The following is a 19,880-nucleotide window of genomic DNA, read 5'->3' on the forward strand; positions in this document are numbered from 1 at the left end:
TGATTTATAATTAAAGCTGTGCTATAATATGTGATTAATCAAATCAATAAACGTTACATGGAGGTAAAAATGAACAAATTGAATATATGTATTGATATAGATGGAACAATAACAAGCCCATATCATTTTCTTCCATACCTAAATGATATTTTTAATAAAAACATAACTGAAGCAGAGTGTATAACACATAATTGGGAAGAATTATATGGTTCAGGAATAAGAGATGTATATGCAGAATTTAATAATAAGTATATACATTCCTATGATGAAGCAAAGATTGTGGAGGGTGCTACTGAGGTAATTGGCACATTATCTAAAGGACATAATTTATCTTTTGTAACAGCTAGGCATGAGTGTTTAACTGATGTAACTAAAAACTGGCTATCGAGACAAGGATTTTCAGATATAGATGTTTACTTATTAGGAAGTGATTATAAAGTTGAAAAGGCAAGAGAACTGAGCTGTGATATATTTATAGAAGATAATCCTTTAAATTCAGTACAATTAGCTGATGATGGTGTTAAAGTAATACTTCTAGATACTAACTATAATAAAGCTGTTAGACATCAAAATATAATTAGAGTTAATAATTGGATAGATATTGAAAAGATTATAAAACAAAGTATTTAAAAGATTTGTAAATCGAAAGGGGGAGCATATGATAGATTTAAAACTTGAAAATAGAAAAGGAAAGATTCATGTAAAGAGCAGTGAAGTAAAAGATATTTTAGAATTACGTCCAGACTTTGAATATGTGCAAGATATATCAAATACTATAAATCAAGAAAACATATTGGTGTTTGATTGTCAGTTGACAGGAAATTCTTTTGATATGGATGATTTAGATATAGAAGAAATATTGGAAGAATTGGGTGAAGAAATAGATGAGTCTTATTTCAATGTTTTATTTGAAGATGTAAGAGCTTATTTAAAAGATGCTACGGATGAGATAGAAGCAGACTTGCAAGAAAATTACTTATTTGATAATTTGAGATGTTATTTTGATATATACAACATAAATCAAGAATTTACCGATTTTAAGTTTGTATTTTTAGTTTCTTTTAAAGATATAAAAATTTCTTCATTAGCAAACCTAGCTAAGATTGTTTCTAAAAGACAGCTTATAGGTGCATCTAAATTTTATAGTTAAAATAGAATCTTATTGTATTAAAAAAACTAGTGGCCTTGTAAAAGTATTAGGCTACTAGTTTTTTATTTGTACATTTTCACAAAATTTCAGAAAACTATTTACATTCTTATAAAAGTAATGTATATTAAACGTAATGTTCGATATATTGGATAAAAGTTGAATTATTAAATCTATTAAATGGTTAAAATAATTTATTTTTATCTGAGTATATTAGGGGGAAAATTTATGCAAAATTTAAATGAAATAATTTCTGAGAATTTAAAAAAAATAAGGAAAGAAAAACATCTTAGTTTAGATAAGATTGCTCAACTTAGTGGAGTGAGCAAGAGTATGTTGTCTCAAATAGAAAAATGTGAGGTAAATCCTACTATATCTACTTTAAAGAAAATAACTAATGGACTAAAAATCTCATTTACATCATTGATGGAGAGACAGGAAAGTGATATAGAATTGGTTCAAAAAAGTGATGTAGACCATTTTATTGAAGATAATGGAAAATATATAAGCTATCCAATATTTCCTTTTGATTCCAAAAGAAGATTTGAGATATTTATGATTGAAATAGAAGAGGGTGGAAGTTTAGATTCAAATGCTGAACTTGCAGGGACACAAGAGTTTATCACTGTTTTTAGTGGTGAGATAACTATTAAAATAAATGGAGAAGATTATGTTGTGTGTAGTGGAAATTCTATAAGGTTTAAAGCAGATGTATCACATATATATAGAAATTCAGGTAAGGGGATAGCTAAAATGAGTATGGTAGTATATTATGTGTAAACACCATTATAAATAGAATCAAAATAGTATATTACAAGAGGGTATCTTACTGTATAAATAATATAGTGAAGTAATGTATTTAGAGTGATAAAAAGTAAAGGTATATAATGAAAATATATTTAAATAAGGAGCGTGATTCATATATGAATAATAAAAAAGCTGTTTTCTTCTTTTGTAATGATTTAAATAGAGACCCAGTAGCTAGCAATGTTTTTAATTGTTGCAGGGAAATAATGGATTTAAAACAAACTAATATTATTGTTGATGATAACTTTGTATTGGAATTTACAGATAAAAATAACAATTTATTTCAGTTTGTAAAGACAAAAGATGTAATAAGCCATGACTATAAATATTATCTGCCAATTTTAAATAAGCATTTTAAAAATTTTGATTTCGCAGGAGTTGTAAATTGGCATGAAGGAGAAAATGCTCCAGAGCATATTTTAACAGCTCATACAATTGGAGATGTACCAACAGGAGAGTTTGGAAACTCAAATCCAAAATATTTTAAAAATCTAATTAATGCAATTGAAGATATAAAAAATGAAAACTCACTTGATGAATTTACTACATTAACAGAGGCAACTCATTGGTCTGGAACAACATATGGAGAAGTGTCTAAATTAATTACAGAATATTCTGTACCTATGTTAGACATTGAGATAGGAAGTAGTAGTGACAGTTTTAATAATAAGATAGCAATACAAGTATTAGCAAAAGCACTGGTTAGAGTATTTGATAATGATGAACCTTTAAAAACTCTATTGTGTGTTGGAGGAGTACATTTTGAAAAATCTTTTGCAGATGTTATAAAAAATAAAGAATACAACATATCAATTGGACATGTACTGCCAAATCAGTGGATTGTAAGTGGAATGTATGATGATGAATCTGGATTTGAGAAATTAGAGAAGTGTGTAAATAGTATTGAAGGTGGAATTGATGGTATAGTTTTTCATGATAAATTAAAAGGTACTTATAAAGAGCAATGCCGTAAACTAGGTGAAAAACTTAATGTACCTGTATTTAAACATAAAATATTAAAAAATCCAAAAGATTTGCCTATATGGTAATTATACAATCAATATAATAATAAGTCAGATTAATTTTTAAGTGAGGTCAAAAATGATATTATCTTATTTTGCATTATTAATTAGAGTAGTTCTATTAGCTTTTGAGAGAGTAGTTGTAAGGTTATTAGGTGATGAAGAAGGTGATATTTATAAAAATATAGCTTCATCATTTCTATTTTTCTTTATTGGGGGAGTATGTTTATTGCCATTTAGTATAATGGATAGAGTTAGTGATTGGTCATTTTTAATACCATGTTATATAAGTAGCTTAGTTTATTCAATTGGCTCAGTAGCATATGTGACATCTTTAGCAACTGGTGAAGTTTCACTTGTGACTCCAATAAATAGTTTAAATTCATTGTTTCTATTACTTTTATCAGTTATATTTTTAGGTGAAGGTTTAAGTTTAGCAAAAGTTGCAGGAATCATAGTTATGATTGGTGGAGTGTTCATATTAAAAAAAGTAAGTTCTTTTTTAAAAAATGTATCTGTAATTTTTAACAACTTGCCATGTAGATTAATGTTTTTGTACATATTTTTACAATCAGTAGGGAGAGTGTTGGATAAGGCTTTTTTTGTGCAAGTATCTCCTATACTATATTCGACTATACTTTATTTCTTTGTGGGATTAAATCTATTTGTATTCTTAGCATTTAAAAAGAAGCAAAAAGTAATTTATGAGATTTTTAGGAATAAAAAGGGTCTTTCAATTGTAAGTGGTGCTATTAATGGATATTCTTATTTAGCATTATTAATCGCTTTAAATAATCTAGAACTTAGTATAGCTGAACCATTTTCTCAGGTGTCTATGATAATAACTTTGATACTTGCTCATTTTATATTCAAAGAAAATATAAAAGAAAAGATACCAGGTTCAATTTTAATACTAATTGGCGGATGGCTACTGTTGCTTTAATCATTATATTAAGTAATATAAAAAGAAGTAATCAAGAAGTATGATAATTAAAAGCAGTTTGATAAATAGCCAATACATAGTTAATAAATAGGGAATACAAACATATTTATTTAGATAAATTCGTTTATATTCCCTATTTTGATTATATTGATTTTTATATCTTATAATATGAATCTTACAATCATTAGTTCTTATGTCTAACTCTTAGTGGGATATCAAGTTCTTTTGCTAATTGCTTAGATTCTTCTATTTCTTCTGGAGATATTTCATCTACTACGGAAAAAGCTACATCTTTTATATGTTTTTTGCAATCTCTAGCAAAATCTAACATATAATCAAATGATTTTTCTCCAAACTTTGGTTGTGTAACCCTGTTATAAGCTTCTTTATTTGGAGCATTAAGACTTATTGATACTGCATCTATAACATCTTTTAATAGAATAGCTGTTTTTTTATTGTGTATTAAATCACTTAGACCATTTGTATTTATTCTTGTCTTTATGTTGCTTTTTTCTTTTATAAACTTAGCAACTTCTATTAATTCATTTATTCTCATTAATGGTTCGCCATATCCACAAAATACAATTTCATCGTAATCGTCTAAATTGTATTTGTTGAAAGCTTCTTTTACCTCGTCTATACTTGGTTCATGTTCCAACCATAGACTACCACTATTTGCTACTTCATCTTTTTCATTTCTTATGCAAAAAACACAACTACATGGACATGTATTAGTTATATTTACATAGATACTATTTTCAATTGTATATAAGATATTCATAATTTTCCCTCCATAAATTTAAATTCTTAATTAAAATAACGTCTTTTAAAATCAAGTTTATCGAGTGCTATACCTAAAATTATAAAGACAATAAAACTTCCTATTGGCTGTAATAAACCAAGTAAGCTCATTACAAATGCACTTGTAAAACTTCCAATGATTACTCCTTCAGCAAACATGTATAAGACTAACCCCACTATACCTGCTACAATAGAAGCAACTATATTTCTTTTATTTATTATCTTGTCGCTTTTAGAAGTGAAAAATAATACAAGTATTGGCTTTATGATTATAGTTGGTATTACCCAAATAGCAGCACCTGTAGATAAATCAGCTAGACCAGCACCTATTGCAGAGGCTGCTATAGCATAGTTTGTTGGTAAAATAGTTGCAGCTAGATAAATAAAAGCATCTCCTATATGAACATATCCATTATTTCCACCGACTGGGATATGTAGTATATACGCTATTGTCAAACATATTATGGATGCAAATAACGCAGAAGTAACAATATAGGTCGTTTTTTTAGAAGTAACTTTATTCATTTTTTCCAATATACTCCCTCCCTAGAAATCCAGAACTAACATAATTGTAATGTTTTCTTATACATATATTAATATTAATCATACAATTTTCATAGTTTGTTTGGCGTTTTTTTTGCAAAACACAGATTGTACCCATTCAAATGTATATAAATAGAAAAATATAATAGAGTAATAGTCAAAATAGGATAAGTATAAACATAATATGGAATGTATTAGAGGTAATGAAATGATATAAAAAATAATATAAGAGAGTCCATTGAGTGGACTCTCTTATATTTGGGAAATTAAAGGCTATTTTGTTAGATAATAGCTAATTAATAAAAAAATATATTTATAAAATACTAATTTACTCTATTAGTAGCAGTTCCTGTTTCTATAACTTCTACAGCACTACTTAAACTAGAATAAACTATATTTTCTATCGCTGTACTAGTGAAGAAGCCAAGGTGATGAGTGAATATAACTTGTTCCATAGAAAGAAGTTTGTTTATTTCTGGGTCAGTTAATTCACCTGGATTCATCTTTTTATTTAAGAATAATCCTTCTGTTTCAAATGTATCAAGGGCAGCAGCTCTGATTTTTCCTGATTCTAGTGCTTCTATTAAGTCCCCTGTCTTAATTAAACCACCACGTCCAGTATTTACTATATAAGCTCCATCCTTCATTATAGCTAGAGTATCTTTGTTTATCATATGTTTTGTTCCTTCAAGTAAAGGAGTATGTAATGTTATAAGGTCAGCTTCTTTTAAAAGGTCTTCTAAAGTATCTTTGTAAGTTAATATATCATTTAAATCATTATTTGGATATTGGTCAAATGCAATTACGTTAGCCCCTAAGCCTTTGAATAATCTTGCAGAAGTAGCACCTATTTTTCCAGTACCTATAACACCTACTGTAATAGATCTAACTTCTGTTCCAAGAAGTTCAGCTATCCAACGATAGTCACCTTCACAGACTTTTTTCTTTACTAAAGGAGTTTTTCTTAAAAGGTTCATAGCTTGAGTAACAGCTAATTCAGCTATTGCATTAGGTGAATAAGAAGGAACATTAGTAACAATAAGCCCATTTTCATTAACTAAACCAAAATGTATCATATCCATTCCTGCAGTTCTTGAAGCTATAACTTTAACTCCAGCATCTTTTAAAGTCTCATAAATATAAGGGTTATCTATATAGTTAGTTTGTTGTATAGATATACCATCATATCCTTTAGCTTTAACCACGTTTTCTTCAGTCATGTTTTCAGGATAAATATCCACTTGAACATCCTTATGCTCTTCAGACCATTGTTTTATTACTGGTTCTTCATAATCGCGTGCTCCAAATACTAGTATTTTCATATCAATACCCTCCTGTAATTATTAAATTATATGGTAATCTTTCATTTAGAAATAATATGTAACATATAAGGCTATGTTTTTTATACAAAATTTTTAAGGTTAAAAATTTAGTTTTGAAATTGTTTTCCCTGTCATATTTCGATATTTAGTTATTTTTTATTTAATGTAATAATTGCTTTAAAAATTTATCAAAGAAATTGTTATTTTTTAGATTAAATATTATTAAAAATTTATCTAAGTTTGAAATTAGTTAACTAACTTGCTGATTAATTACAATGATAACATGTGTTTTTGAGTTTAGCAATGAAAACTTTTTTTGAAATGTCAAGCTTTTTCACAAAAAAATATATAAAAAAAACTTTTATATGCATAGAAAGAATAGCAAAATGCAATGGAGAGTTGCATAATGCCACGATTTGGAAAAAATAATTTAATTGCATATTGTTAAAAAACATTCAAATCAAGCGATATTTTGCTTAAATATAAAGTTGGCACGATAAATGCTTAACAATATAGGTGTAAGACAATAAAACAATAAAAAATAATTTTAATAATTTTTAAGTTATTTTAGATAAGATTAGGAACTTTGACATCAAATAGTTAATATCAGAAAAAAGTATTTAAAGTATTTTATGAGTGAGTTAATCGAAATTTTATAATTGATACTATTAAGGAGGAAAACGTTATGCTTTTAGAAGGAGTTAAAGTAGTAGAACTTTCAAGTTTCATCGCAGCACCATGTTGTGCAAAAATGTTAGGTGACTGGGGTGCAGAGGTTATTAAGATTGAACCTATAGAAGGTGATGGAATAAGAGTTATGGGTGGAACATTTAAATCTCCAGCATCAGATGATGAAAACCCTATGTTTGAATTAGAAAATGGAAATAAAAAGGGTGTAAGTATTAATGTAAAATCAAAAGAAGGAGTAGAAATACTACATAAATTATTATCAGAAGCAGATATATTTGTAACTAATGTTAGAGTTCAAGCATTAGAAAAAATGGGAATAGCTTATGACCAAATAAAAGATAAATATCCAGGATTAATATTCTCTCAAATATTAGGATATGGTGAAAAAGGACCTTTAAAAGATAAACCAGGATTTGACTACACTGCATACTTCGCAAGAGGAGGAGTTAGCCAATCTGTTATGGAAAAAGGAACATCTCCAGCAAATACAGCAGCAGGATTTGGTGACCATTATGCAGGTCTAGCATTAGCAGCAGGAAGTTTAGCAGCATTACATAAAAAAGGTCAAACTGGTAAAGGTGAAAGAGTAACAGTAAGTCTTTTCCATACTGCTATATATGGAATGGGAACAATGATAACAACAGCACAATACGGAAATGAAATGCCTTTATCAAGAGAAAATCCAAACAGTCCATTAATGACTACATATAAATGTAAAGATGGAAGATGGATTCAATTAGCTTTAATACAATACAATAAGTGGTTAGGTAAATTCTGTAAGGTTATAAATAGAGAATATATATTAGAAGATGATAGATACAATAACATAGATTCAATGGTTAATCATGTTGAAGGTTTAGTTAAGATAGTTGGAGAAGCTATGTTAGAAAAAACATTAGACGAGTGGTCAGCTTTATTAGAAGAAGCAGACTTACCATTTGAAAAAATCCAAAGCTGTGAAGATTTATTAGACGACGAACAAGCTTGGGCAAATGACTTCTTATTTAAGAAAGAATATGATAGCGGAAATACAGGTGTCTTAGTTAATACTCCAGTTATGTTTAGAAATGAAGGAATTAAAGATTATACACCAGCACCAAAAGTAGGTCAACATACTGTAGAAGTATTAAAATCTTTAGGCTATGATGAAGAAAAAATAAACAGCTTCAAAGATAGTAAAGTTGTAAGATACTAATTAGTAATTCTAGATTTAATAAAAGGAGAATGCTAAAGATGTACACAATGGGATTAGATATAGGTTCAACTGCATCAAAGGGAGTAATTTTAAAAGATGGAGAAGATATTGTAGCTTATGAGACAATATCTTCTGGTACTGGGACTACTGGACCATCAAGAGTTTTAGAAAAATTATATGGCAAGACTGGTCTTGCAAGAGAAGATATTGAAAAAGTGGTAGTTACAGGATATGGAAGAATGAATTATTCAGATGCTGATAAGCAAATAAGTGAATTAAGCTGTCATGCCAGGGGAGTAAACTTCATAATTCCAGAGACAAGAACCATTATTGACATAGGTGGTCAAGATGCAAAGGTATTAAAGTTAGATAATAATGGAAGACTACTAAACTTTCTTATGAATGACAAGTGTGCTGCAGGTACAGGAAGATTTTTAGATGTAATGGCAAAGATAATAGAGGTTGATGTATCTGAACTCGGAAGTATATCTATGAATTCTCAAAATGAAGTATCAATAAGCAGTACATGTACAGTATTTGCAGAGTCTGAGGTTATATCACATTTATCTGAAAATGCAAAAATTGAAGATATAGTGGCAGGTATTCATACTTCAGTAGCAAAGAGAGTTTCTAGCCTAGTAAAAAGAATAGGAGTACAAAGAAATGTAGTTATGGTTGGTGGAGTTGCTAGAAATAGTGGCATCGTAAGAGCCATGGCAAGAGAAATCAACACAGAAATTATTGTACCTGATATACCTCAATTAACGGGTGCTTTAGGAGCAGCGTTATACGCTTTTGATGAAGCAAAAACATCACAAAAAGAAGTGAAAAATATATAAAAAGAGGGATGAAAATGTCTGAAAAAAAAGAAGCTAGAGTAGTAATAAATGATTTATTAGCTGAACAATATGCAAATGCATTTAAAGCTAAAGAAGAAGGAAGACCTGTAGGTTGGTCAACATCAGTATTTCCTCAAGAATTAGCAGAAGTATTTGACTTAAACGTATTATATCCAGAAAATCAAGCAGCTGGGGTAGCGGCTAAAAAAGGTTCTTTAGAGTTATGTGAAATGGCTGAATCTAAAGGATATTCTATCGACCTATGTGCATATGCAAGAACAAATTTTGGTCTTTTAGAAAATGGAGGCTGTGAAGCTTTAGATATGCCAGCTCCAGATTTCCTACTTTGCTGTAACAATATATGTAACCAAGTTATAAAATGGTATGAAAATATTTCAAGAGAATTAGATATACCTCTAATAATGATTGATACAACTTTCAATAATGAAGATGAAGTTACTCAATCAAGAATTGACTATATAAAAGCTCAATTTGAAGAAGCTATAAAGCAATTAGAAATTATATCAGGGAAGAAATTTGACCCTAAGAAGTTTGAAGAAGTAATGAAAATATCAGCTGAAAACGGAAGACTATGGAAATACTCTATGAGTTTACCAGCAGATTCTTCACCTTCACCAATGAATGGATTTGACTTATTTACTTACATGGCTGTAATAGTTTGTGCTAGAGGTAAAAAAGAAACTACAGAAGCATTTAAATTACTTATAGAAGAATTAGAGGACAACATGAAAACTGGTAAATCTTCTTTCAGAGGAGAAGAAAAATACAGAATAATGATGGAAGGTATACCTTGTTGGCCATATATAGGATACAAAATGAAAACATTAGCTAAATTTGGAGTTAACATGACAGGTAGTGTTTACCCACATGCTTGGGCATTACAATATGAAGTTAATGATTTAGATGGAATGGCAGTAGCATACAGTACTATGTTTAACAACGTAAACTTAGACCGTATGACAAAATATAGAGTTGATTCTTTAGTAGATGGTAAATGTGATGGAGCATTCTATCATATGAACAGAAGCTGTAAACTTATGAGTTTAATACAATATGAAATGCAAAGAAGAGCAGCTGAAGAAACTGGATTACCATATGCTGGATTTGATGGTGATCAAGCAGACCCTAGAGCTTTTACTAATGCTCAGTTTGAAACAAGAATTCAAGGTTTAGTTGAAGTAATGGAAGAAAGAAAAAAACTTAATAGAGGTGAGATATAATGGAAGCTATTTTATCTAAAATGAAAGAAGTAGTTGAAAATCCAAATGCGGCTGTAAAAAGATATAAAAGTGAAACTGGTAAAAAAGCTATAGGTTGTTTCCCAGTTTACTGCCCAGAAGAGATTATACATGCAGCTGGAATGCTTCCAGTTGGTATATGGGGAGGACAAACAGAATTAGATTTAGCTAAACAATATTTCCCTGCATTTGCATGTTCAATAATGCAATCATGTTTAGAATATGGATTAAAAGGTGCTTATGATGAATTATCTGGAGTTATTATACCAGGTATGTGTGATACACTAATTTGTCTAGGACAAAACTGGAAATCAGCAGTACCTCATATAAAATATATATCATTAGTACACCCACAAAATAGAAAACTTGAAGCTGGTGTAAAATACCTAATCAGTGAGTACAAAGGTGTGAAAAGAGAGCTTGAAGAAATATGTGGTTATGAAATAGAAGAAGCAAAAATTCATGAAAGTATAGAAGTTTACAATGAACATAGAAAAACTATGAGAGACTTTGTTGAAGTAGCTTATAAACATTCTAATACTATAAAACCATCAGTAAGAAGCTTAGTAATCAAAAGTGGATTCTTTATGAGAAAAGAAGAGCACACTGAATTAGTAAAAGAATTAATAGCAAAATTAAATGCTATGCCAGAAGAAGTCTGTTCTGGAAAGAAAGTTTTATTAACAGGTATAGTAGCTGATTCTAAAGATATATTAGATATTTTAGAAGACAACAATATATCAGTTGTAGCAGATGATTTAGCTCAGGAAACAAGACAATTCAGAACAGATGTACCAGCAGGTGATGATGCGTTAGAAAGATTAGCAAGACAATGGTCAAATATAGAAGGATGTTCATTAGCTTATGACCCTAAGAAAAAACGTGGGTCACTTATAGTAGATGAAGTTAAAAAGAAAGATATAGATGGTGTTATCTTCTGTATGATGAAATTCTGTGACCCAGAAGAATACGATTATCCTTTAGTTAGAAAAGATATAGAAGATAGTGGAATACCTACTTTATATGTTGAAATTGACCAACAAACTCAGAATAATGAACAAGCCAGAACTCGTATTCAAACTTTTGCTGAGATGATGAGTTTAGCGTAAGTTCATTAAAATAAATTTACTATAAAATGTGAAAATTGGAGGAAGCTATGTTATATAACAAAGAACAAGAACTTTTAAGAAAAGCAGTAAGAGATTTTGTTAGTAAAGAATTAGACACTTTGCCAGCAGAAATGGATAAAACAGGTGTAATGCCTAAGGAATTAATCAAAAAATTAGCTGAAACAAAATTTATAAGCAGTAATATTCCAGAAGAGTATGGTGGTGGGGGAGCAGGATATGTTTCTTATGCTATCATAATGGAAGAAATAGCTAGAAGATGTGCATCAACAGCTACTTTCGTTACAGCAGGTTCTTCTCTTGCTACATTACCAATACTTTACAATGGTACTGAAGAGCAAAAACAAAAATACTTAAAAGGTTTAGCAACAGGTGAATTAATAGGAGCATTTGGTTTAACTGAGCCAGGAGCTGGTTCTGATGCTGGTGGGCAACAAACAACAGCAGAATTAGTTGGAGACCACTATATATTAAATGGTAGAAAAACTTTCATAACTAATGGACCATTCTGCGACATAGCTATAGTAATAGCAGTTACAGATAGAAGTAAAGGTCTTAGAGGTACATCAGCATTTATAGTAGAAAGTAAATGGGATGGTTTCTCAACAGGAGCTCATGAAGATAAAATGGGTATAAGAGGAACTGAAACTTCTGACTTAATATTTGAAAATGTTAAAGTTCCAAAAGAAAACCTTATAGGAAAAGAAGGTAATGGATTTAAAATAGCAATGGGTACTTTAGAAGTAGGTAGAATAGGTGTTGCTGCCTTAGCTCTAGGAATTGCTCAAGGTGCTTTAGATGAAGCTGTTAAATATACAAAACAAAGAGTTCAATTTGGTAAGCCTATCGCTAAATTCCAAAACACTCAATTTACTATAGCTGATATGGAAACAAAAGTTTGTGCAGCTAGAGGATTAGTTTATGATGCAGCACAAAAGAGAGATGCAGGAATGAGAGTTGCTCAAGAATCTGCAATGGCTAAATACTATGCAGCAGAAGTTGCAAATGAAGTTGCTTATAAAGCATTACAACTTCACGGTGGATATGGATTCATAAAAGATTATGAAATCGAAAGAATGTACAGAGACGCTAGAATCGTATCAATATACGAAGGTACATCAGAAGTTCAAAAAATGGTAATTTCATCAAACGTATTAAAATAATAAATAATCTAATGAAATTGGAGGTATAGACTTTGAAAATATTAGTTTGCGTAAAACAAGTTCCAGATACTAACGAAGTAAGAATAAATAAAGAAACAGGTACTCTTATAAGAGATGGGGTTCCAAGTATATTAAATCCAGATGATGCTAACGCATTAGAGGAAGCTTTAAAAATTAAAGATGAGCATGATGATGTAACTATAACAGTTATAACAATGGGACCTCCTCAAGCTGACTTTATGCTAAGAGAGTGTTTAGCTATGGGTGCTGATGATGCAATATTATTAAGTGATAGAGCATTTGGAGGAGCTGATACTTGGGCTACATCAAATACTATTGCAGCAGGGATAGCTAAAGTAGGAGACTATGACATAATATTTGCAGGAAGACAAGCAATAGATGGAGATACTGCACAAGTTGGACCACAAATTGCAGAAAAATTAGACATTCCTCAAGTTACATATGTACAAGACTTCAAAATAGAAGGAAAAGACATAATAGTTCAAAGACAATTAGAAGATGGATATGAATTAATAAAAGTAAGTACACCTGTACTTTTAACAGCAGTAAAAGAGTTAAATGCACCTAGATACATGTCTGTTGATAAAATAGTAAAAGCATATAAACATGATGTAAAAGTTTGGACAATTGATGATTTAGATGTAAATAAAGAAGAGGTTGGTTTAAAAGCATCACCAACTAAAGTATTTAGATCATTTACTCCTGACCCAAGAGGAAAAGGAGAAATCTTAGAAGGTAAAGCTGATGAAATAGCTAACAAAATAATAATCGGTCTAAAACAAAAGCACATTATATAAGTTGGAGGAGTACAAACTATGAATGATATAAAAGATTTAAGTTCTTATAAAAACGTATGGATATTTGCAGAACAAAGAGAAGGAAAAATAGCTCCAGTAGTTATCGAATTATTAGGAGAAGGAAGAAAATTAGCTACAGAAGTAGATGCTGAGCTTTGTGCAGTATTATTAGGAAAAGATGTTGATGGATTAGCTAAAGAGTTAATCACTTTTGGAGCAGATAAAGTTTATGTTGCAGATGATGCTCTTTTAGAAAAATATACAACTGATGCATATACAAAAGTAATAAAAGATGCAATAGATGAAATAAAACCAGAAATAATGCTTTTCGGAGCAACTCATATAGGTAGAGATTTAGCACCTAGAATAGCTTCAAGAGTTGGAACTGGATTAACAGCTGACTGTACTAAGTTAGAAATAGACCCAGAAGATAAGAAAATAAAACAAACTCGTCCAGCATTTGGTGGAAACATAATGGCTACAATCATATGTCCAAACCATAGACCTCAAATGTCTACAGTTAGACCTGGTGTTATGGATAAAGCTGAACAAGACGAAACAAGAACTGGTGAAGTTATAGCATTAGACTATAAAATAACTCAAGATGATATAAGAACTACTGTTTTAGAAACAGTTAAAACTAAAAAAGATTTAGTATCTCTTACAGATGCAAATGTTATAGTATCAGGTGGTTTAGGATTAGGTGGACCAGAAGGATTTGAAATGCTTAAGAAATTAGCTGACAAATTAGGTGGAGTAGTTGGTTCTTCTCGTGCAGCTGTAGATGCTGGATGGATAGACCATTCTCACCAAGTAGGTCAAACAGGAACTACTGTTAAACCAAACCTATACATAGCTTGTGGTATATCAGGAGCAATACAACATTTAGCAGGTATGCAATCATCAGATTTCATAATTGCTATAAACAAAAACCCAGCAGCTCCAATTTTAGAAATCGCTGATTATGGAGTAGTTGGAGATTTACATGAAATAGTACCAATGCTTATAGATAAATTAGATAGCGTTGATGATTTATTAGAAGCTATAAAAGCTTAATAGACACAAATTATATAAATATTACTGATTGAATAAGTCTTATTAGTTAGTAACATAATTATTAACCCTTTGATAAGTTATTGCTAGTGTGTATTTGTCAGTTATTAAAAAGTCTGTTTGAATAAAATTTTATAATACAAGATAATTTGGATAATCCTTATATGTGTATTGCTTACAAAATGTGAGTTATATTCTATAAGGATTATCTTTGTTTTTTAAAATAAATCTTAAATTTAATTAAATTGTACTAAATAGACAAATAATTACTAAATGTGTGATAAAATACAATTAAAAGCAAAATGAAATTTTTAACAAACTATAATCATTAAAATTATATCTTAGTTACATTTTAATGAAGAAAGCTATTTAAAAAGACAAATATTACAAGGAGTTGGTTGTATGTGCTAATGGTATTTATTGTAAGCAAACAATAAATTTTGTATGTAGTTCAATAAATTACTTAATGAAAGGTGCGAATATTAATGGATAATAACTTAATAGGGCTTATAGAACATGTAGAAAATCCAGCTATTTTATGTAAGGAATCAGGCGAAATAATATATTGTAATCATCTAATAGATAGTATTTTTAGTTTTCTAGATATAAAAAAGCCTAAAAATATAAATGAATTAGATTCTAACTTTGACAAAAAAGAAATTCTGACAGAGAGTAAAAAGAAAATAGCTTTCAGAGAATTAAGAATGACTGCACATATATACAATATGAAAGATAATAATAATGAAAATACTATAGTTTATTTATTTGAGAAATCTGTAATATCGGATAAAGTAGTTGAGGATATAATAGAACATATAGATGAAGTTGTCGTTGTATTTAACAAAGATGGGGTAATTGAAAAGATGAATAATGTTAGTGATGAGATATTACCTTTTAAAAGAACTGAAGTACTTGGTAGAAATATAACAGACCTTGTAAGACAAGGATTAGTAGAAGAACCAATAATATTAAATATGCTCAAAGTGAAGAAAAAGATTTATAGAAATATCGTTTATCCTGATGGAAAACTTATTGCCTATACAGCAGTTCCAAGATGGGACTCTAAAGGAAAACTTACAGGAGGAGTACTTACAGGAAGAGATATTTCAAGGGTCATTAAGCTTGAATCTCAGATAAGATATAGTGATATGTCAGAGGATACAGAGTATATAAGTCAAAGTAAGATTATGGACAACATAAAAAAAGTTGTAAAGAGAGCTGCAGCGTCAGATTCTTCTATATTTATAAATGGAGAATCAGGTGTAGGAAAAGAAATAATAGCAAGAACGATATATAAGTATAGTTCGAGAAGGGAAAAGCCTTTTATTGCAATAAACTGTGGAGCTATACCAAATGAACTATTAGAATCAGAGTTTTTTGGATATGAAGAAGGTTCTTTTACTGGAGCTAAGAAAAAAGGTAAAAAGGGACTTTTTGAAGAGGCAAATGGTGGAACTATCTTTTTGGATGAGATAGGTGAGTTACCAATGCAGATGCAAAAAAAATTACTTAGAGTTATACAAGAAAATACGATTACTAGAATAGGTGGTAGCAAACCTATAAAGATAGATGTTAGGTACATAAGTGCTACTAATATTTCTCATGAAGACCTTAGAAACAACCTTAAATTTAGACAAGATTTGTACTATAGATTGAGTGTTATCCCAGTAAAAATACCACCACTTAGAGAGAGAAAAGAAGATATAGTACCATTAGTAAATTATTTCTTAAAACTTTACAATGAAAAGTATAATAGAGAAGTAGAAGTTTCACCTAAGGTTATTGAATTATTGGAAGAATATTCTTGGCCAGGTAACATAAGAGAATTGAAAAATATCATTGAAAGATTCGTAGTTTTATCAGCTAAAAATATAATTGGAGAAGATGAATTTAATATGCTTATAAACCTAGATATGATTGATAATGAAACAGATGATTTATCACCAATAGTGGTAAATGGAATTATGAATCTTAATGATGCATATAAAATAGTAGACCAGATGATGATAAGTAAAGCTATAAATAAGTATGGTTCAATAACAAAGGCTGCTGAAGTTATAGGTATATATCCTTCTACCATTCATAGAAAGATAAAGAGTGGACACATTCATGTGTAGTTATTAGTTTAGTAAGGTAATTAGAATTGATAAGATATAACTTATTAGGAAAATGTACATAGATTTATGTAAATATATTTTTTATTATTAAATATTGCTGGAAGTTTTGATTCCAGTAATATTTTTTTGTTTTTTGGTAGAAGTACTGTAGATGTTGTACTCATCTGACTTGTTCCAGTCTTCTAAAAAAGTAAGAATCTACTAGACTGAATAATACATTTATAATTACACCAATCGTAGTAAGGAGTCTTATTGCTAAAAGTGTTTTTTGTATTAGCACATAAACATTCAATAAACATTTTTATAGTATTCTTAAGAAAATAATAAAAAGGAGATAATAATTATGAAAAAACAATTTATGGTTTTAGGATTAACAGGATTGATTGGTTTAGGTGGATTTGGTTTGCTTACAAATAAATCATTTGCAGATACTTCTAATAAGGTAAAAACAAGTGTGGAAGAAATATCTAAAGGACTTAAAGATGGTACTATATTTAAGGATACTGTGAAAGAAGATAATAAAAATGGAGATAAAAAAGAAGGTACTGATAAGTATGAAATAACTACTGAAGAGAATGAAGATGCAAATACAGGAAAAGGTACTGGTGAAAATAAAATCACTATAGATAATGAAAAAACATCTGATAAAGCCCCTACTAAATTAAGTTCAGAAGAAATATCTAAAGGACTTGAAGATGGTACTATCATTAAAGATAAAGTAGAAAAATAATATATCTTTGTTTATATAAAAAGATATATGCAACTTAAAAGAGATGGCTTAGAAGTAAATTTAATTACTATAAGTCATCTCTTTTCTTTTATAAATATTTAAAAGTTATATTAGTTTATAGAGTTAGCAGAACCTAAAACATCATCTATTTTGCTTTCAACTACAGCTTGTATAGCATCTCTACCAGCACCAATGTATTTTCTTGGGTCAAATTCTTTTGGATTTTCAGCTAAGAATTTTCTGATAGCAGCAGTCATAGCTAGTCTTAAGTCAGTATCCATGTTTATTTTACAAACAGCCATAGAAGATGCTTTTCTTAACATTTCTACAGGTACACCTTTAGCTCCAGCTATATTTCCACCAAATTCATTACATGTAGCAACTGCATTTTGGTCAACAGCAGATGCACCATGAAGAACTATTGGGAAGCCTGGTAACTTGCTTTGGATTTCTTCTAGTATATCAAATCTTAATTTAGCTTCTCCTTTGAATTTGAAAGCACCATGAGAAGTTCCTATAGCTATTGCTAATGAATCAACTCCTGTTCTTTCAACAAACTCAACTGCCTCAGCTGGTTGAGTATATTTGTGAACATCAGAAGTAACATCATCTTCTGTTCCAGCTAAAACACCAAGTTCTGCTTCAACAACAACACCTTTAGAGTGTGCATATTCAACAGCTTCTTTAGTTATTTTAACATTTTCTTCAAAGTCAAAATGAGAACCATCTATCATAACTGAAGAGAAACCAGCATCAATACAAGTTTTAATAGCATCCATATTTGGACCATGGTCTAAATGAAGAGCTACGTCTACACCTATTTCATCAGAAGCAACTTTAACCATTTCAACTAATGTATGAGGTCCAGCATATTTAACAGCTGACATAGAAGCTTGTATCATAACATAAGAGTTTTTAGCTTTAGCAGCTTTTAAAACACCTTGTAATTGTTCTAAGTCACTTATGTTAAATGCACCTATAGCAAATCCACCTTCGTAAGCTTTTTTAAACATTTCTTTTGTAGTAATTAATGCCATTTTAAAACTCCTCCTATTAACTTTTAAAATTTACCCATCACTTATATTATAACGTTAAATCAAAAAAAGTATATAGTAAATTGTAATAACTATAAATTACAAGTATAATGTTAAATATAAGATAATAGGATTAGGTAAAATAAGAAAGAATATAAGCATTTTAAGAAGAATTAAGATAAAGGAGACTTAACCATGCCACAGATAAAAATAAGAGGAATTCATGAGAATGATATATGCAAAATAAGTGAAAAAATGATAGATGATTTAGTTGAAGCTGTAAAATGTCCAAGGGATTATTTTGAGATAGAATGTATAAAGTCAGTTGCAATAAGGGATGGCAAAATAGCAGATGTATATCCTTTTGTTGAAGTAGCTTGGTTTGATAGAGGACAAGAAGTACAAGATATAGTAGCAAGAATAATAACTGATAGTATAAGAAATAATTTAGATGTAGAAAGTATGGATTTAGCATTTACAGTATTTGAAAAAGAAAAATATTATGAGAATGGAGAACATTTTTAATGGCTAAAAAGCAACGTATAGATAAGATTCTTTCAAACTTAGGTTATGGAAGTAGAAGTGAAATAAAGAAATATTGTAAGCAGGGGTCTGTAGTAGTAAATGGAAGTGAAGTTTCAAATCCAGGAACTCAAGTAGACACTGAAAATGATGAGATATTATTTAATGGAGAAGAAGTTGTATATAGAGAATATATATATTTAATGATGAATAAGCCAGATGGATATATATCGGCAACTACTGATAAATACGACCCAACAGTTTTAGATTTAATTGATATATCATACTTAGCTTTCGAGCCATTTCCTGTTGGCAGACTAGATAAAGACACAGAGGGATTATTGGTTTTAACTAATGATGGGAAGCTTTCTCATAGGGTTTTATCTCCTAAGAAGCATGTGCCTAAGACTTATTATGCAAAAATTGACGGAGTAGTTACTGAAGAAGATGTAGAAGCTTTTGTAGAAGGTGTAGTGCTTGATGATGGATATAAAACTATGCCATCTCAGTTAAATATATTAAAGAGCGATGATGAATCAGAGATAGAACTTACAATACATGAAGGTAAGTTTCACCAAGTAAAAAGAATGTTTGAAAGTGTGGGTAAAAAAGTAGTATACTTAAAAAGATTGTCTATGGGTAATTTGAAATTGGATGAGAGCCTAGAATTAGGTGAGTATAGAGAGTTAACAGATGAAGAAGTAAAGATGATTGAAGAAAGATAATATAATAAATTGGAGGAAGGTTT

20 protein-coding genes are annotated in these 19,880 nt (G+C 29.7%); 16 read left to right on the top strand and 4 right to left on the bottom strand.

Going from position 1 to position 19,880, the window contains the following annotated elements:
* The first annotated feature begins 69 nt into the window (after window positions 1-69).
* From ACTG45_RS02365 to ACTG45_RS02385, 5 genes are all read left to right on the top strand, one after another.
* Window positions 70-630, top strand: coding sequence for a 5' nucleotidase, NT5C type (locus tag ACTG45_RS02365; RefSeq protein ID WP_021382987.1), 561 nt, complete (start codon window positions 70-72; stop codon window positions 628-630).
* Window positions 631-658: 28 nt separating this feature from the next.
* A complete protein-coding gene (locus ACTG45_RS02370) occupies window positions 659-1,150 on the top strand; it encodes a hypothetical protein (RefSeq protein WP_021382913.1) in 492 nt (163 codons plus the stop codon).
* A 225-nt stretch (window positions 1,151-1,375) separates the two neighbouring features.
* Entirely contained in the window at window positions 1,376-1,927 is a 552-nt protein-coding gene (locus ACTG45_RS02375; RefSeq protein WP_479919727.1) for a helix-turn-helix domain-containing protein, read from the top strand.
* A gap of 143 nt (window positions 1,928-2,070) precedes the next feature.
* Complete coding sequence (locus tag ACTG45_RS02380; protein WP_479919728.1) at window positions 2,071-3,003, top strand: D-aminoacyl-tRNA deacylase; 933 nt, start codon at window positions 2,071-2,073, stop codon at window positions 3,001-3,003.
* A gap of 52 nt (window positions 3,004-3,055) precedes the next feature.
* Complete coding sequence (locus tag ACTG45_RS02385; RefSeq protein ID WP_479919729.1) at window positions 3,056-3,919, top strand: GRP family sugar transporter; 864 nt, start codon at window positions 3,056-3,058, stop codon at window positions 3,917-3,919.
* A gap of 184 nt (window positions 3,920-4,103) precedes the next feature.
* Here the strand turns inward: ACTG45_RS02385 and ACTG45_RS02390 are convergent, their stop codons facing one another.
* The 3 genes from ACTG45_RS02390 to ACTG45_RS02400 form a co-directional block, all read right to left on the bottom strand.
* Window positions 4,104-4,700 (bottom strand): TIGR04100 family radical SAM protein, encoded by a 597-nt coding sequence (locus tag ACTG45_RS02390; protein ID WP_021382917.1) that lies wholly within the window; start codon window positions 4,698-4,700, stop codon window positions 4,104-4,106.
* 26 nt (window positions 4,701-4,726) lie between these two features.
* Window positions 4,727-5,254, bottom strand: coding sequence for a TIGR04002 family protein (locus ACTG45_RS02395; RefSeq protein ID WP_021382968.1), 528 nt, complete (start codon window positions 5,252-5,254; stop codon window positions 4,727-4,729).
* A gap of 332 nt (window positions 5,255-5,586) precedes the next feature.
* Window positions 5,587-6,585 (bottom strand): D-2-hydroxyacid dehydrogenase, encoded by a 999-nt coding sequence (locus ACTG45_RS02400; protein WP_021382911.1) that lies wholly within the window; start codon window positions 6,583-6,585, stop codon window positions 5,587-5,589.
* Window positions 6,586-7,270: 685 nt separating this feature from the next.
* Between ACTG45_RS02400 and hadA the strand changes: the two genes are divergently transcribed.
* The 9 genes from hadA to ACTG45_RS02445 all read left to right on the top strand — a co-directional run bounded on the left by hadA (window position 7,271) and on the right by ACTG45_RS02445 (window position 17,576).
* Window positions 7,271-8,470, top strand: a complete 1,200-nt coding sequence (gene hadA, locus ACTG45_RS02405; RefSeq protein WP_021382914.1) for an isocaprenoyl-CoA:2-hydroxyisocaproate CoA-transferase HadA — start codon at window positions 7,271-7,273, stop codon at window positions 8,468-8,470.
* Between the two features lie 38 nt (window positions 8,471-8,508).
* Window positions 8,509-9,309: a 2-hydroxyisocaproyl-CoA dehydratase activator HadI gene (gene hadI / locus ACTG45_RS02410; protein WP_021382982.1), complete on the top strand. Its 801-nt coding sequence runs from the start codon at window positions 8,509-8,511 to the stop codon at window positions 9,307-9,309.
* A gap of 14 nt (window positions 9,310-9,323) precedes the next feature.
* Complete coding sequence (gene hadB, locus ACTG45_RS02415) at window positions 9,324-10,550, top strand: (R)-2-hydroxyisocaproyl-CoA dehydratase subunit alpha (RefSeq protein ID WP_021382983.1); 1,227 nt, start codon at window positions 9,324-9,326, stop codon at window positions 10,548-10,550.
* Window positions 10,550-11,677, top strand: a complete 1,128-nt coding sequence (gene hadC, locus ACTG45_RS02420; RefSeq protein WP_479918014.1) for a (R)-2-hydroxyisocaproyl-CoA dehydratase subunit beta — start codon at window positions 10,550-10,552, stop codon at window positions 11,675-11,677. Before hadB ends, hadC begins: the two co-directional genes overlap by 1 nt.
* 47 nt (window positions 11,678-11,724) lie before the next feature.
* Window positions 11,725-12,858: a putative isocaproyl-CoA dehydrogenase AcdB gene (acdB, locus tag ACTG45_RS02425; protein ID WP_021382942.1), complete on the top strand. Its 1,134-nt coding sequence runs from the start codon at window positions 11,725-11,727 to the stop codon at window positions 12,856-12,858.
* 32 nt (window positions 12,859-12,890) lie between these two features.
* Complete coding sequence (gene etfB, locus ACTG45_RS02430) at window positions 12,891-13,676, top strand: electron transfer flavoprotein subunit beta (protein WP_021382957.1); 786 nt, start codon at window positions 12,891-12,893, stop codon at window positions 13,674-13,676.
* An 18-nt stretch (window positions 13,677-13,694) separates the two neighbouring features.
* Window positions 13,695-14,732: an electron transfer flavoprotein subunit alpha/FixB family protein gene (locus tag ACTG45_RS02435; protein ID WP_021382901.1), complete on the top strand. Its 1,038-nt coding sequence runs from the start codon at window positions 13,695-13,697 to the stop codon at window positions 14,730-14,732.
* A 482-nt stretch (window positions 14,733-15,214) separates the two neighbouring features.
* Window positions 15,215-16,846: a sigma-54 interaction domain-containing protein gene (locus ACTG45_RS02440; RefSeq protein ID WP_021383016.1), complete on the top strand. Its 1,632-nt coding sequence runs from the start codon at window positions 15,215-15,217 to the stop codon at window positions 16,844-16,846.
* Window positions 16,847-17,189: 343 nt separating this feature from the next.
* Window positions 17,190-17,576, top strand: coding sequence for a hypothetical protein (locus ACTG45_RS02445; RefSeq protein WP_479919730.1), 387 nt, complete (start codon window positions 17,190-17,192; stop codon window positions 17,574-17,576).
* 110 nt (window positions 17,577-17,686) lie between these two features.
* Here the strand turns inward: ACTG45_RS02445 and fba are convergent, their stop codons facing one another.
* Window positions 17,687-18,613, bottom strand: coding sequence for a class II fructose-1,6-bisphosphate aldolase (gene fba / locus ACTG45_RS02450; protein ID WP_021382993.1), 927 nt, complete (start codon window positions 18,611-18,613; stop codon window positions 17,687-17,689).
* A gap of 192 nt (window positions 18,614-18,805) precedes the next feature.
* Here fba and ACTG45_RS02455 point away from each other — a divergent pair, with 192 nt between their 5' ends.
* Window positions 18,806-19,135: a DUF1904 domain-containing protein gene (locus tag ACTG45_RS02455; RefSeq protein WP_021383005.1), complete on the top strand. Its 330-nt coding sequence runs from the start codon at window positions 18,806-18,808 to the stop codon at window positions 19,133-19,135.
* Entirely contained in the window at window positions 19,135-19,857 is a 723-nt protein-coding gene (locus tag ACTG45_RS02460; RefSeq protein ID WP_479919731.1) for a pseudouridine synthase, read from the top strand. The genes ACTG45_RS02455 and ACTG45_RS02460 overlap by 1 nt, the downstream gene beginning before the upstream one ends.
* Window positions 19,858-19,880: the final 23 nt, after the last annotated feature.

The sequence above is a fragment of the Clostridioides sp. LIBA-7602 genome, from assembly GCF_056688945.1.